Raw genomic sequence first — 13,875 nt, forward strand, 5'->3', positions numbered from 1 at the left:
GATGGGACAGGTGTGGTGCGGACAGATCGGGTACGGGCGAGAACCGAACAGCGGCAGGACAGACGGAGCCGACGGTCCCGGCGGGACCGACAGCACCGACCGGACGCAGACGACCGGCGGGACGGACGCGCCCCACAGGACGGGCACGACCGACAGGACCGACAGGACGGGCACAGCCGGCGGGACGGGCAGTACGAACACCACGGGTCCGACGGCTGCCACGGATCCGACGGCTGCCACGGGTCGGACAACCGCCACGGGTCCGACCGGGGCCACAGGTCGGACAACCGCCATGGATCCGACCGGCGGCGGGGCCGCCCGGGACAGGCGTTCCGGGCGCTGACCCTGGCCGCCCTGCTCACCGCCCTGCTGACGGCCTGTACGAGCGACCCGGGCGGCGGAGGAGCCCCCGCCGACGCCAAGAACGGCGACACCCGCCCCCTGGCGGACAAGGCAGCCCGCGCCCAGCGACCGGTCCCCAGCGGCACGGGCAGCGCCCTCCCGGACGACTTCAACGGCGACGGCCACCGCGATCTCGTACTGAACGACCTGGTCAAGGCCCCCGACCAGACCCACGGCGACGACGCGGGCATCGGCATCGTCTACGGCTCCGGGGGCCCGCGCCCGCTCGACCCGTCCGTGAACCGGCTGCTCACCCCGCGCGCCAACGCGGCGGCCGTCGAGGGCACGGTCCCGGCCGCGTTCGACGCCGAGGCGTCCTGCGACCTCGACCGGGACGGCTTCGCCGATCTCGTGGTGATGACCGACCCTCCGTACAACGGCGTCGGCCGCCCGCCCGTACCCGTACAGCTGCTCTTCGGCTCCCCCGCCGGTCTGCGCGGCAAGGCGGTCGTCCTGCGCATCCCCGAAGAGGCCCACCACGGCAACGGCTGGCCCGAACAGCCGGTCTGCGGCGACTTCGACGGCGACGGCTCCCCCGACCTCGTGGTGACGGCGTCCGAGGGCCGGCTCGGTTTTCTGCGCGGCCCGTTCACCCGCGCGGGCGCCCCGCGCGCGGCGACCTCCGTCGTGGAGGGCGGCGGCCCCGCCCTGTCCGCCCCACGCAGCCGCGCGGACGTCAACCGGGACGGCTACGACGACCTGGTGGTCTCCGCGACACCCGTGAGCCTCGGCGCCGCCGCCCGGGGCACCCTGCTGCTGGGCGGCCCCAAGGGCCCGGACCGCCCGGGCGGCGCGTACCGGGCGAAGGCGCTGCCGGTACCTCCGACGACGCTCTCGGGCACCTCGGGCACCTCGGGCGGCCGGACGCAGTTCGTGCGGTACGCGGACTTCGACGGCGACAAGCGCCGGGACACGGTGACGCGGACCTACCGGGGCGAGCGGACGGATGTGGTGACGGTGCACACGAAGGGCGACCGCCCGCTGATGAACTTCAGCACCTCGATCTTCCTGCGCTGAGGCCGTCCCGCACGGCCCGCACAGCCCGCACGGACCACGCCCCCGACCTCCACCGTCAGGCCCGACCGGCTCCCTGCCTCAGGCCCGTCCGAAGTCCTGCCCCGGGCCCGACAGGCTGCCCGCCCCGGGCCGGTCCGGCGCGGCCTGGGGCAGACCCCCCAGGGTCCCCCTAAGGGATGTCACAGGTCGGCCGCAAAGGGACGTCCCGGCCCGTTCCGCGGCCACCGCACACAGCGCGACCCGGTACGTTCGATGGCGTGGCTGGATTCAGGATCGGACGCGGCCGGGACAACCGCAGGCAGCAGCAGCAACCGCAGCAGGCACCACCGCCGTACGCGGCGGGTGGCGGCCATGCGGCACCTCCGTACGCGGGGCAACAACCCCCGCCGCAGTGGCCCCAGGCTCCCCACCCGGGCGGCGCCCCACAGCGCCCCCAGGGCCCGTACGGCGAACCGGAGTACTTCGGCGACCCCTACCAGGGCCACCATCCCCCGCACCAGGACCCCTATGCCAACAACCCCGGCCACACCCAGGCGTTCAACGTCAACGACCCCTACGGCCAGGGCTCGACCTACCAGGCCGGCAACGCCCCGGCGCCCCCGGCCGCTCCGCGGCTGCACTGGAAGCAGTTGCTGAGCGGGATCGTGCTGCGCCCCGGCGCGACGTTCTGGCAGATGCGCGACTACGCGGTCTGGGCCCCGGCGCTGATCGTCACTTTCCTCTACGGCACCCTCGCGATCTTCGGGTTCGACAAGGCCCGCGAGGAGACGATCAACGCCACGATCTCCTCGGCGATCCCCTACGTACTCACCACCGGGGTCGCCTTCGTCATCGGCGGCATGATCCTCGGCGCGGTCACCCACACCCTGGCCCGCCAGCTCGGCGGCACCGGAGCCTGGCAGCCGACCGTCGGCCTCTCCATGCTGATCATGTCCCTCACGGACGCCCCCCGCCTGCTCTTCGCCCTCTTCCTGGGCGGCGAGAACTCCCTCGTACAGCTCCTGGGGTGGGCGACCTGGCTGGGCGCCGGGGCACTGTTCACCGTCATGGTGAGCAAGTCGCACGATCTCCCGTGGCCGAAGGCGCTGGGCGCGTCGGCGATCCAGCTGATCGCGCTGCTGTCGATCATCAAGCTGGGCACGATCTGACGCATGAGGTCAGGGCCGCGGCCCTGACCTCGGTGAGCTTGCCGGCATCGCCGACGGTGCGCGCCCACCGCACGAAACGAAGCGTCCTACGGACGATTGCGTCCTACGAGCCGAGGACCGAGGCGTCGTTGCGTACCGTACGCGCCTGCCCACCACGCCACACGGCGGCCCTCCGCGCAGACTTCCCCACCCCGCTCACACCTGCGTCCGGTGGAAGTTCTTGAACGAACGGGACGCCGTGGGCCCCCGCTGCCCCTGATACCGCGACCCGTACCGCTCACTCCCGTACGGGAACTCGGCAGGCGAGCTGAGTCGGAACATACACAGCTGGCCGATCTTCATCCCCGGCCAGAGCTTGATCGGCAGCGTCGCCAGATTCGACAGCTCCAGCGTCACATGCCCGGAGAACCCGGGATCGATGAACCCCGCGGTCGAGTGCGTGACCAGCCCGAGCCGCCCGAGGGAACTCTTCCCCTCCAGCCGCGACGCAAGATCGTCCGGCAGGCCGATGACCTCGTACGTCGACGCCAGCACGAACTCCCCGGGGTGCAGGATGAACGGCTCGTCACCGTCCGGTTCGACCGTGCGCGTGAGATCCGTCTGCTCCACGGCGGGGTCGATATGGGGGTAGCGGTGGTTCTCGAACACCCGGAAGTAGCGGTCGAGCCGCACATCGATGCTGGAGGGCTGCACCATGGATTCGTCGTACGGGTCGATGCGTACGCGACCGGCGTCGATCTCGGCCCGGATGTCCTTGTCTGAGAGAAGCACCCCCCGAGGATACGCAGAGCCCGCGAACCCACCGAACCGGGACGGCCCGCGCGCCCTGCCCTCCTCCCTCCTGCCTTCCTCCTACGCCCCTGCCACTCCGAGCCCTCGTGGCACTCCTGCTACTCCTGCTTCTCCTACTACTCCTGCCGCTCCCAGCACCCGGCTACCGCTTTCCGGCATCCACCGGCACAACATTGCGCAACCGCGCACACCGTGGACACCGAACAAGCCGCGCGGGCCCGATCCGCCCTGCCCCGAGCTGCTGCATCGGAAACGAAGCGGTAGCGAAAACATGCCCTTCGGCACAGCGGACGACGGTGCGCTCCATCAAGTCCATCGGGTCCCTTCCCCAACAAATGCGGACGAACGACCACATTAGGGGATCCACGGGGCACACCCACGAGCGGCACTCCGCACTTCAACGCTACGCCTCAACTCCCGCGGCCCGCCAACCACATCGACACCGAGGCCGGGGGCGACGCCTGGCGTCCTACGCCTGCGACCCGGGATGAGGTAGAGTAAACGGCGTCGCGGTTCCCGATCATGGGCCGCTTCGCGGGTGTAGTTTAATGGTAGAACATGAGCTTCCCAAGCTCAGAGCGCGAGTTCGATTCTCGTCACCCGCTCCACGAAGAAGCCCCAGGTCAGAGACCTGGGGCTATATTGTCGTCTAGACCAATTCTGTGACCGCGCACCACTAGCGCACCACTGCGACCCCCAACAGGCGCCTGGCGAGGGCCCCGACGGCCGATCGAGCACCACCCCTCCCTCTTGTCTCAAATATCGAGATCGATTCCACGTGACCTCAATCGTTTCGGGCTGGTGTCCGGGAGAGGTCAGTGAAGGCAGGTCGGCACCGCACCCCGCAGACTGAATGGCTGCGCCCGCCTTCCTGCGAGGGCTCCGGCTGGCCGGAGACCGTCACCGTGAAAGCGTGGCTCGACGGGCCGCCTACCTCGGCGCACCCCGGCAGGCCGTCATGGTGCTACGGAACGCCGGGCATCGCCCGCAGCCTCCAACTTGCCGCCCTCTCCACCGAACGCGTCAACGTCCAGCACCGGGCCGAGGAAGCCCTGTCGGCATGCGCCACGAGCCCGGAGCAACTCGCCCGCCTGCACGACGCGACGCTCTGCCACCGCTGAGCCGGACTGAGCCTCGCCGTCAGCAGAGCAGCGGCCGACACCTCACCACGAAGCGCGCGCTCCCACAACGCCGATGCCCACCAAGACCGCCTGAGCGCGGAAGCGGAACGGGAGACCCTGCTCCGGACGCCTGGGCTCTGACCGGCGTGGACGGCACCCTGCTCACCCTTCACGCCCTCGATCCCGCCCACCCCATTACGTCTGGGTGGGACACCTGCCTCCTACTGTCCTGAGAGAGTGCTCACGGTGAACAGCGCTCCGATCCTTCACGAACTCCGCAACCGGCTGGTCGACGAGATTCTTGCCAAGCGGCCTCTGCCGACGGCAGTCGAGCGCAACCTGCGCACGGTGCACCGTGCACCGTGCACCCGGAAGTGCACCTCCCAGGAGTCGGCCCGGCCGACGCCTACAGCAACAAGGCCATCGCGATCAAGGAGAACCTGACGGGCCTCTCCCCCTCTCCTGCGCCTCCGTGCCCTCAACCGTCGCGATGATGCTCGCCCAACTCGACGCACAGCCCCGGTGACCACATCCTGGAGATCGGCGTGGGTACCGGCTACAACGCGGCTCTCCTGTCCGAAATCGCCGGCCCCGACGGCGACGTCCCCAGCGTCGACATCGACCCCGGTGTCACTCTCCATGCCCGCGACGCCCTGAACCGTGCGGGAGACGCACATGTCCGGGTGATGGAACGCAACGGTCTGCAAGGAGCGCCCGACACGCCCCCTACGACCGGATGATCGCCACCGTCGGCGTCTGGGACATGCCCGCCGCCTGGTGCCAGCAACTCGCCGACGGCGGCCGGCTTGTCCTCCCCCTGCGCTGGCGCGGGCAGACCCGTTCCGTCGCCCTCACCCGCCACGGCGACACCCTCGTCTCCCACGACATGCAACTCTGCGGCTTCGTCCCCATCATCGGACAGGACGGCGAACAGACCACGGAACTGGCCAACGGCACCGTCCGTCTCCACCACGACCAGGACCAGCACATCGACCCCGGCCAACTGAGCGATGTCCTTTCCGCTTCCGCCGCCGAGGTCCGGTCCGACGTACGGGTCGGCAGAGAAGAACCCTTCGACGGAATCTGGCACCGCGCCACCGCCCTCGTGGACACCAACTGCCGTATCGAGATCACCCAGCAGGCACTGGCGGCCGGGGTTCGGCGCCCGGTGATTCCCAGTCGCAGCCCCGCCCTCGTCCGAGGAAACTCGCTCGCATACCTGATTGCCGAACGGGACGACGCCGACAGTGTGCGACCTGTACGCCTCGGTGTCGCCGGATACAGACCCGCGGGGTCGACGCTGGCCGCAGGCTGCTCGACCACGTCACGCACTGGAGCACCGACCGCACCGCAGTACCGCACCTCACCCTTCACCAGGCAGACGCCCCTGACCAAGATCTCCCCAAAGGGCACGTCATTTGCAAGAAGGACAGCCGCCTCGTCCTCTCCTACGCATAGGGGAATCGTCGCCGCGGGCGATTTCGTTGGTCGGCACGCACGATGGAGCCCCAGAGAATCTGGGCCATCGGTCTTGAGTGCTGCCTTGGGGTCATCAACGCGATCACCGAGTGCAAGAGCCTGACCGACGTCAGCAGGATTTTCACGCCAGGTCCTGTCTTCAACGAGGAGCGGACCTGTTCAAGCTTGGACCCCGTTTTGCGCTGGCACAGTCGCTCTCGCATATACGGTAGTTCAGCCATGTACGCCTCCACGGAGGTCATGCAGACCATGCCCCTCACGACACTCAGCTGTTGCCCCACGAACCAGGCCAGCAGCTTTAGCGCCCGGAATCAACTGAATGAAACAGCGCCTAGTCGCTGGTAGAAGCGCAGGTCAACAAGGGTCGGCCCCGCGCCTGCGGGGGTGGTTCTCCAGGCTTTCGACTTCGCGAACGGCGAGATCTACGTGTCGGCCCCGCGCCTGCGGGGGTGGTCCGACCCGCGAGAAGTCGGTCAAGAAGTCGTGGAAGTCGGCCCCGCGCCTGCGGGGGTGGTCCCGCCCGTACGGAGAACGGAGACCTGCCCTCGTGGTCGGCCCCGCGCCTGCGGGGGTGGTCCGGGCATGGGTGTCCTGCTCCAGTCCCTGATGGGGTCGGCCCCGCGCCTGCGGGGGTGGTCCTAGCCTGCACGGTCGCGCGCGAGACCCCCGCCCGTCGGCCCCGCGCCTGCGGGGGTGGTCCGAACGTGTTCGAACCGCTGATGGACGGCTCGCTGTCGGCCCCGCGCCTGCGGGGGTGGTCCGCGATCCTCACCCTCACCCGCGACTCCAGCGGAGTCGGCCCCGCGCCTGCGGGGGTGGTCCCTTGTAGGCCATGCGCTCCCGGACGATCTGCTCGTCGGCCCCGCGCCTGCGGGGTGTTCCCCGCGTTGCGCAATCCTGGAGGGAAACAGGTAGTGGTCCCCTGTCTTTGCCAGAGGCACCCACAGCTGAACAGGGCGGCATCTCTTGTACCACTCCGCACCAGTAGGAACGGTGTGCAGCGGTCACCACGGGAGCGGAGACACCCCTGAGTACCAGAAGTCGCAAGAGCCAACCTCAAGCCTGACCTGAACTCGCCCACGGCCATGGGATTCCCAGGATCAGAGCACGAGTTCGATTCTCGCCACGCGCTCTACAAAGAAGCCCCAGGTCAGAGACCCGGGGCTTTGTTCTTATCTAGACCGATTCGTGGGCCGCGTCGCCACTGGCGCACCGAACCGCAACGTCCTCTCCCTGCTTTCCGGCTCGGCCCGCGTGCTCGGGAACCACCGCCTCGGGATCTCCGACCGGCGGTCACCGTACTGGGCACCGGGCAACGAGGAAGGCGTTCCGTAGCCGTTACGATCAGGCGCATGCCGCACCAGGCTCCTGACGACGCCTCCCAAACGCCTGAACCGCCCGAACCGCCTGAACCGCCCGATCCGTCCGCACCCAACCGGACGCCGCCCTCAGGTACAATTGACCATTTCTCGGGCAGCAGGCAGCAGGCAGCAGGCAGCAGGCAGCAGGCAGCAGGCAGCAGGCAGCAGGCAGCACGGTGAGCGGCGGTGGGCGGCGGGCGGTGCTCGTCGCCGTGCGCTCCGCAGGGGCACTGCACCGGCTGCTCGATGTGTTGCCGGCGTTCGACGGGGACAGCCGGGTTGTCACGCGGTTCACGCTGGTCCCGGGCTCGCGGTTCGGCGTTGACGCGCTTGCGGCGCTGGACCGGGCCGGTGCCCGCACCGTGCCCTGGGACGAGGCGCTTCGGGTCGAGCACGACCTGATCCTGGTGGCGAGCCCTAAGGGGGAACTCCGGCAGCTGGCGGGGCTCCGGGCGCTGCTGCCGCATGGGGCCGGCTTCAACAAGACGATCGCGCAGGACGGATCGGCGGGCGTGCCGTCGGGTCTCGACCCGCACTACCTGCTGGCCGACGGCGAGCCCTGGGCCGAGTTGCACGCCCTGGCACACGACGAGCAGGTGTCCCGGCTGGCACGCCGGTGTCCGGGCGCCGCGCGCCGGGCCGCGGTGGTCGGTGACCCCACTCTGGATCGGCTGCTCGCGTCCGCCCCCCATCGTGAGGACTTCCGCGACGCTTTGGAGACCGGGCCACGCAGGCTCATCGTGCTGACGTCCACCTGGGGACCGGAATCGCTGATCGCCCGCCGCCCCGGACTGCCGGCCGACCTCTGCGGGCTGCTGCCCCACGACTCGTTCCAGGTCGCCCTCGTCCTGCACCCCAACGAGTACAGCAGTACGGGGAGGTTCGACCTGTCCCGGCAGCTCGCCCCGGCCCTCGCGGCCGGTCTCGTCCTGCCCCGCCCCGACGAGGAGTGGGCCGCACTGCTGGTCGCGGCGGACGCGGTGGTCACCGATCACGGTTCGACGGCTCTCTACGCCGCCGCTCTCGGCCGCCCGGTGATGGACGCCTACGACGGCGGCCACGAGCTGATACCCGGCAGTCCGATGGCACGGCTGCTGGCCGAGGCACCCAGGCTCTCGGCGGCCTCGGAACTACCGGACGTCCTCCGGGCCGCCCTGGCCGTGGACACGCGCGGCCACGCCTCCGGCGCGTTCGCCCGCCAGGGCCAAGCGCTCCCCCGGCTGAGACACCACCTCTACCGGCTGCTCGGGCTGAGCCCGCCGGACTGGCCGCTCACGGCGCAGGCGTTCCCCCGCCCCTCGGCGGCGCCGGGCCGGCCACGGGCCTTCGCGGTACGGGCGGAGGTGTCGGGTGAGCGGATCGGCCTCCGGCGCTTCCCCGTGCACACGCGCGAGCACATGCATCACCTGGCGGCCGAACACCCCGCCGCCGGACAGCGCGAGATACAGAGTGCCGCCGTGCTGTGGCGGCGCGCGGGAGACACCACCCCCCGCCCGCACTCGACCACGTGGACGGCGGGCGGGTGGACCGCGCACACCCTGGCCCAAGCCCCCGCCTGCCGGGCGGCGGTCGCGGTCCTGACGCCCCGGCGATGCCTGCTGAGGCACCGTACGGCCGGGCCGCTCAGCCTCCGTCTGGAACCCCATCGCGACGCGGGCCGCGTCTCCTACGCCGACCCGGCAGCCGTCGCATCGGCGGTACACGCCTGGCTGGGCAGCGACGCGGCACGCACTCCACCGGTGTCGCTGCTGTGCGATACGGGGCCGATCAGCGTACGCGTACGGCTGGCACCCGCCGACGCGGACGACCTCGACTACGAACTCTGATCGTCAACGGAGACTCCCCCGCACTGGGTCGCGATCCGGCTCGCGGCCGTACGGTGCTCCTGTGCGGTGTGCGCTTCGCCGCGCTCCTCCGCCAGGTCCGCCAGTTCCTCCAGGACGCGGACCTCGTCCGTACGGGAACCTCGCGCCCGGGCACTGTCGAGCGCGGCACTGACCAGGGGGTGGGCTTCTTCGGGGCGACCCACCAGTCGGAGCGCGCGCCCGAGTGCGAACCCCGTTCGCGCCGCCATCCGCTCCCGCTCCTGACGCCGGGCCATCCCGTGCGCCTCGTCCAGGAGTACGACGGCCTCCTGGTACCGCCCGCTCCGCAGGGCGGTCCGCCCCAGCAGATAGGTCTGGAGCAGCACCCCGTACGCATTGCCGATCTCCGAGTGGACCGCCTTCGCCGCTTCGAAGTCGGCGGCGGCCCCGGTCCAGTCCCCGGTCTCGGCTTTGAGCAGGCCGCGGAACTCCACCGTCGACGCCCGCAGCTTGAGTTCCTCGGGCGAATCCCCCAGCCCGGCGGCGGCGTTGCGGGCCTGCCGGAGCTGCTCGGCCGCCTCCTCGTACAACCCCTGTTCCCAGAGCGGGCGGGCGAGCTGACACCTCATGCGCACCATCGCCGGCAGGTACTCCGCACGGTCGGCCGCCGCCACCCCCGTCCGGAACGCGTCCATGACGTCCGCGTAGTGCGGATGGTCGAGGAAATGCGTCCACAACGGCTCGCACAGCGCCCACGCGTCGTCATACAGCCCGTCGTCGAAGGCCAGGCGGACGCACCCGTACAGAGCCAGCCGGTGGGACTCCAGCCACCGGAGCGCTTCCGGTTTGCCCGGCAGTTCGATGTCGGGCACGGCGGCGGCCACCGGTTCCGGCGTGCCCGACTGCGACCGCGCCGGCGAAGGCGGCTGCGCGAAGGTCATCCGCTGACCGGCTGCCAGCAGGTCGGCGCGGGCGGCCTGGCGCCGGTACCACGCGATCAGCGAACGGCGTGCCCGCGTTCGCTCCGCGCCGTCCCGGTCCTCGTGCCGCGCGCGGCGCTCGGCGTGTCCCCGCAGGAGGCTGTGCATCCGCCAGCCATCGGCCAGTCCCTCCAGCAGTCCCGCTGACTCCAGCTCCTCCAGGGCGTCACCCGCGACGCCGGGTTCGCAGCCGAGCAGGGCGGCGGCGGCCGACTCCTGGACCCGGTGGCCCGGGAACTGGGGCAGCAGGCGGTACAGCCGCGCGGACTCCGGCGCCAGACCCGCGTACGCCGCGTCCCAAACCGCTTCGACCATGGGAATCCCCTGCCCGTGCAGCTCCGCCACCAGCTCGGCGACGAGCCGGGACAGACTGCGCCTGCGGTACTTGCGTACCCACTGTCCGGCCACCTGGAGCGCGGCCGGCAACCCGCCGCAGCCCCGCGCCAGGTCGATCACCGCGTCGGGCTCCTCCGTCAGCCGTGGGTCGGTCACCAGATGGCCCAGCAGCCGTACGGCATCGTCCACGGCCAGCGGGCCCACCGGGACCTCGACCGCGGCGGTGCCGTCGAGGTCGTACAGGGCGCCCTGGCTGGTGACGATGACGAGAGCGCGGTCCGATGCCGGGAGGAGCGGGAGGACCTCGGTCCCGTAGCGGGCGTTGTCGACGACCACGACGATCCGCTTGTTCCGGGTCCTGCTCCAGAGCTGTTTCGTACGACCGCCGAAGGACCTCGCCAGCCACTCCGGTGACACACCCATGCCGGTGAGGAGTTCGCCGACGGCGTCCGAGACCTCGACGGCACCGTCCCGGCGCAGCTCGTCCAGGTCGACGTAGAGAACTCCGTCGGGGTACCGGTCCCCGAGGCCGCGGGCCATATGGAACCCCAGGGCCGTCTTGCCGATGCCGCCGATCCCGGTCAGCGCGATGACCAGGGGACCGCGATCGGCGGGGTGGCCCTCGACCGCGCGGGTGATGCGCTCCTGTTCGTCCCGCCTGTTCTCGAACCGGACCGGTGCAGGCGGCAGTTGGAAGGGGATGGGCTGAGCCCCCGCTCCCGTGCCGTGCAGGTGCTGATGCTGGTGCTGGTGCTGGTGCAGTTCACCGATGCGTCCGGCTTGGACGACCACGTCCGCGCGACCGTCCAGACTGTTCCGTGTCTCCTCAGCCATGCGCCAACAGTATTGGCTCACCGGCTTTCTGACGATGTGTGGACCTTGCGGGCGGGGCGAATGACCAGGGAGAGCAGGGCGGCGGCGGCGCAGGTGGCGCCGAGCAGGAGCCAGACCAGGTCGTAGCTGCCGAAGGTGTCGCGGGCGAGGCCGCCGAGGAAGGCGGCGAGGGCGGCGCCGATCTGGTGGGAGGCGTTGACCCAGCCGAAGACGATGGCGCTGTCCTCGCCGTAGAACTCGCGGCACAGGGCGATGACGGGCGGGACGGTGGCGAGGTCGAGGAGGCCGAAGACGACCACGAAGGCCATCATGGCCGGGTTGACGGTGGCGGCCATCATCATGGGGAGCAGTACGAGCAGGATGCCGCGCAGGGTGAAGTAGAGGGCGAGCAGCCGGCGGGGGTCCGCGCGGTCGGTGAGCCAGCCGGAGGCGACGGTGCCCGCGACGTTGAAGACGCCGATGAGGGCGAGCAGGGTCGACGCCGTGGTGACGGCCATGCCGTGGTCGTGGGCGGCGGGGGTGAAGTGGGTCCACATGATGCCGTTGGTGGTCGCGCCGCAGATCGCGAAGGCGCCGGCGAGCAGCCAGAACGGCGCGGTGCGCGCGGAGTCCCGGAGCACGGTGAGGGTACGGCGGGCGACGCCCGTGACGGGCGGCGGCTTGGGGACGAACTCCGTGCCGCCGTACGGTTTCCGGCCGACGTCGGCGGGGTGGTCACGCAGGATCAGCCATACGAGAGGGGCGACGGCCAGCGCGGCGAGCGCGAGGGTGACCAGGGCGGGGCGCCAGTCGTAGTGGTCGATGGTCCAGGCCAGCGCGGGCAGGAACACCATCTGGCCGAGGACGCTGCCCGAGGCGAGGATGCCGGTGACCAGGCCGCGCCGGGTGGTGAACCAGCGATGGGCGACGGTGGCGCCGAAGGCCATCGCCATGGAGCCCGTTCCGAGGCCGACGAGGAAGCCCCAGAAGAGGGTGAACTGCCAGGAGGCGCTCATCACCGTGGTGAGCAGCGAGCCCGCCGCCACGGTGCTCAGGGCCGTGACCACCACACGGCGGATGCCGAAGCGGTCCATGAGCGCGGCGGCGAACGGCGCGGTGAGTCCGTACAGCACCATGTTCACCGAGGCGGCGAGGCCGATGGTGCCGCGCGACCAGTGGAACTCCTGCTGGAGAGGGCCCTGGAGGATGCCGGGCATCGTGGAGAAGGCCCCGGCCACCACAATGGCGAGGGCCGCGACGGCGGTGACCCACCAGGCACGGTGACCCGCCGCTCCCTGTCCGGTCGTCGCTCCGGACTGTTCCGCAGGCGGTGCGGGCGGTGCAGGCGGTGCAGGCGTTTCATCTGCCATGCGCTTCATCCTTCGGGGGCCGGTGGGCCCGGGCCACTGGCCAGCTGGACAGGTAGTGAAAGAATCCGGCCATGACGGCTGTGAGCAATGATGAGCGCCACGACGAGGGCGACGACCGGGGCGACGGCGAGGGCGAGGGCCACGACCGGGGCGACGAAGGCCACGACCGGGGCGACGGCGAGGGCCGCGACGCGGGCCGCGATGCGACGGTGCACCGGGTGGTCACGCTCGTCCGCCCGGGGCTGCTGCCGATGGAGCTGGGCATCGTCCACCGGATGTTCGGGACGGCGGTCGGCGAGGACGGCCGGCCGCTGTACGCGGTGTCGACCTGCACACCGGAACCGGGCGAGCTGACCACGGAAGCGGACTTCACGGTGACGGTGGCGCACGGCCCGGAGGCACTGGAGCGCGCCGACACCGTACTCGTACCGGCCGCCGCGGAGGACTATCTGCCACAGGAGCGGGGCCGGCTGACGGAGCCGGTGCGCCGGGCACTGGAGCGGATCCCGGCCGGGGCGCGGGTCGCCTCGATCTGTACGGGGTCGTTCGTCCTGGCGGCGGCCGGGATGCTGGCGGGGCGGCGGGCGACGACGCACTGGAAGTCGTGCGACGAGCTGCGGGCGCTCTACCCGGAGGTCGACGTCGACCCGGCCGTGCTCTACACGGACGACCGGGGTGTGTTCACCTCGGCGGGGGTCGCCGCCGGGATCGACCTGTGCCTGCATCTCATCCGGAGCGACCACGGCGCCGAGGTGGCCAACACCGTCGCCCGTCGCGCCGTCGTTCCACCGCACCGTGAAGGCGGGCAGGCCCAGTACATCGACCGGCCCGTGCCCGAGCCCGGAGCGAGTTCGACCGCCGCCGCCCGCGCTTACGCCCTCGCCCACCTGGGAGAGCCGCTGACCTTGGAGGATCTGGCCCGGGCGGCGTCGATGAGCGTCCGCACACTGAGCCGGCGCTTCCTCCAGGAGACCGGCGCGACACCGATGCGCTGGCTGGCGGACCAGCGCCTCCAGCACGCCAGGCGGCTGCTGGAGCGGAGCGACGACCCGGTGGACCGGATCGCCGCGCGGGCCGGATTCGGAACCGGGACGGCGATGCGCCAGCAGTTCCGGGAGGCGCTGGGCGTGTCACCGCGCGCGTACCGCCATACGTTCCGGGGTACGGAGTCGACCGTACGCCCACGGCGCCGCCACCCGGCGGCCGGTGCTCCCGTCAGGGACCTCGTCGGGGGAGCGCCCGAGGAGTGAG

The 13,875-nt window shown here is 71.1% G+C and carries 8 protein-coding genes, 1 tRNA gene, 1 pseudogene and 1 CRISPR repeat array; of the genes and pseudogenes, 7 read left to right on the plus strand and 3 right to left on the minus strand.

Going from position 1 to position 13,875, the window contains the following annotated elements:
- Window positions 1-339 precede the first annotated feature (339 nt).
- The gene (locus ACWF94_RS03360; protein ID WP_453484244.1) at window positions 340-1,419 is read left to right on the plus strand and encodes an FG-GAP repeat domain-containing protein; all 1,080 of its coding nucleotides are present in this window, start codon (window positions 340-342) and stop codon (window positions 1,417-1,419) included.
- Window positions 1,420-1,676: 257 nt separating this feature from the next.
- Window positions 1,677-2,567: a Yip1 family protein gene (locus ACWF94_RS03365; RefSeq protein ID WP_453484208.1), complete on the plus strand. Its 891-nt coding sequence runs from the start codon at window positions 1,677-1,679 to the stop codon at window positions 2,565-2,567.
- A gap of 195 nt (window positions 2,568-2,762) precedes the next feature.
- On the opposite strand, the gene dcd is transcribed toward ACWF94_RS03365, so the two are convergent.
- Window positions 2,763-3,338: a dCTP deaminase gene (gene dcd / locus ACWF94_RS03370; protein WP_453484209.1), complete on the minus strand. Its 576-nt coding sequence runs from the start codon at window positions 3,336-3,338 to the stop codon at window positions 2,763-2,765.
- Window positions 3,339-3,893: 555 nt separating this feature from the next.
- On the opposite strand from dcd, the gene ACWF94_RS03375 reads away from it, so the two are divergent.
- The 4 genes and pseudogenes from ACWF94_RS03375 (at window position 3,894) to ACWF94_RS03390 (ending at window position 9,146) form a co-directional block, all read left to right on the plus strand.
- Window positions 3,894-3,967, plus strand: a tRNA-Gly gene (locus ACWF94_RS03375).
- 210 nt (window positions 3,968-4,177) lie between these two features.
- Window positions 4,178-4,480, plus strand: a complete 303-nt coding sequence (locus tag ACWF94_RS03380) for a lanthionine synthetase LanC family protein (protein WP_453484211.1) — start codon at window positions 4,178-4,180, stop codon at window positions 4,478-4,480.
- A 545-nt stretch (window positions 4,481-5,025) separates the two neighbouring features.
- Window positions 5,026-6,062 (plus strand): annotated as a pseudogene (locus ACWF94_RS03385) (hypothetical protein).
- Window positions 6,063-6,322: 260 nt separating this feature from the next.
- Window positions 6,323-6,842: a CRISPR direct-repeat array (repeat unit 28 nt; unit sequence GTCGGCCCCGCGCCTGCGGGGGTGGTCC).
- A 654-nt stretch (window positions 6,843-7,496) separates the two neighbouring features.
- Window positions 7,497-9,146 carry a translation initiation factor 2 gene (locus tag ACWF94_RS03390; RefSeq protein ID WP_453484212.1) on the plus strand — a complete coding sequence of 550 codons (1,650 nt, stop codon included), beginning with the start codon at window positions 7,497-7,499 and terminating at the stop codon, window positions 9,144-9,146.
- Here the strand turns inward: ACWF94_RS03390 and ACWF94_RS03395 are convergent.
- On the minus strand, window positions 9,134-11,275 hold the full coding sequence (locus tag ACWF94_RS03395; RefSeq protein WP_453484214.1) for a tetratricopeptide repeat protein: 2,142 nt from the start codon (window positions 11,273-11,275) through the stop codon (window positions 9,134-9,136). The genes ACWF94_RS03390 and ACWF94_RS03395 overlap by 13 nt on opposite strands.
- A 17-nt stretch (window positions 11,276-11,292) precedes the next feature.
- Window positions 11,293-12,624, minus strand: a complete 1,332-nt coding sequence (locus ACWF94_RS03400) for an MFS transporter (protein ID WP_453484216.1) — start codon at window positions 12,622-12,624, stop codon at window positions 11,293-11,295.
- Window positions 12,625-12,833: 209 nt separating this feature from the next.
- On the opposite strand from ACWF94_RS03400, the gene ACWF94_RS03405 reads away from it, so the two are divergent.
- A complete protein-coding gene (locus tag ACWF94_RS03405) occupies window positions 12,834-13,874 on the plus strand; it encodes a GlxA family transcriptional regulator (RefSeq protein WP_453484246.1) in 1,041 nt (346 codons plus the stop codon).
- The last annotated feature ends 1 nt before the right edge of the window (window position 13,875 follow it).

It is taken from the genome of Streptomyces sp. NPDC055078, from assembly GCF_053607985.1.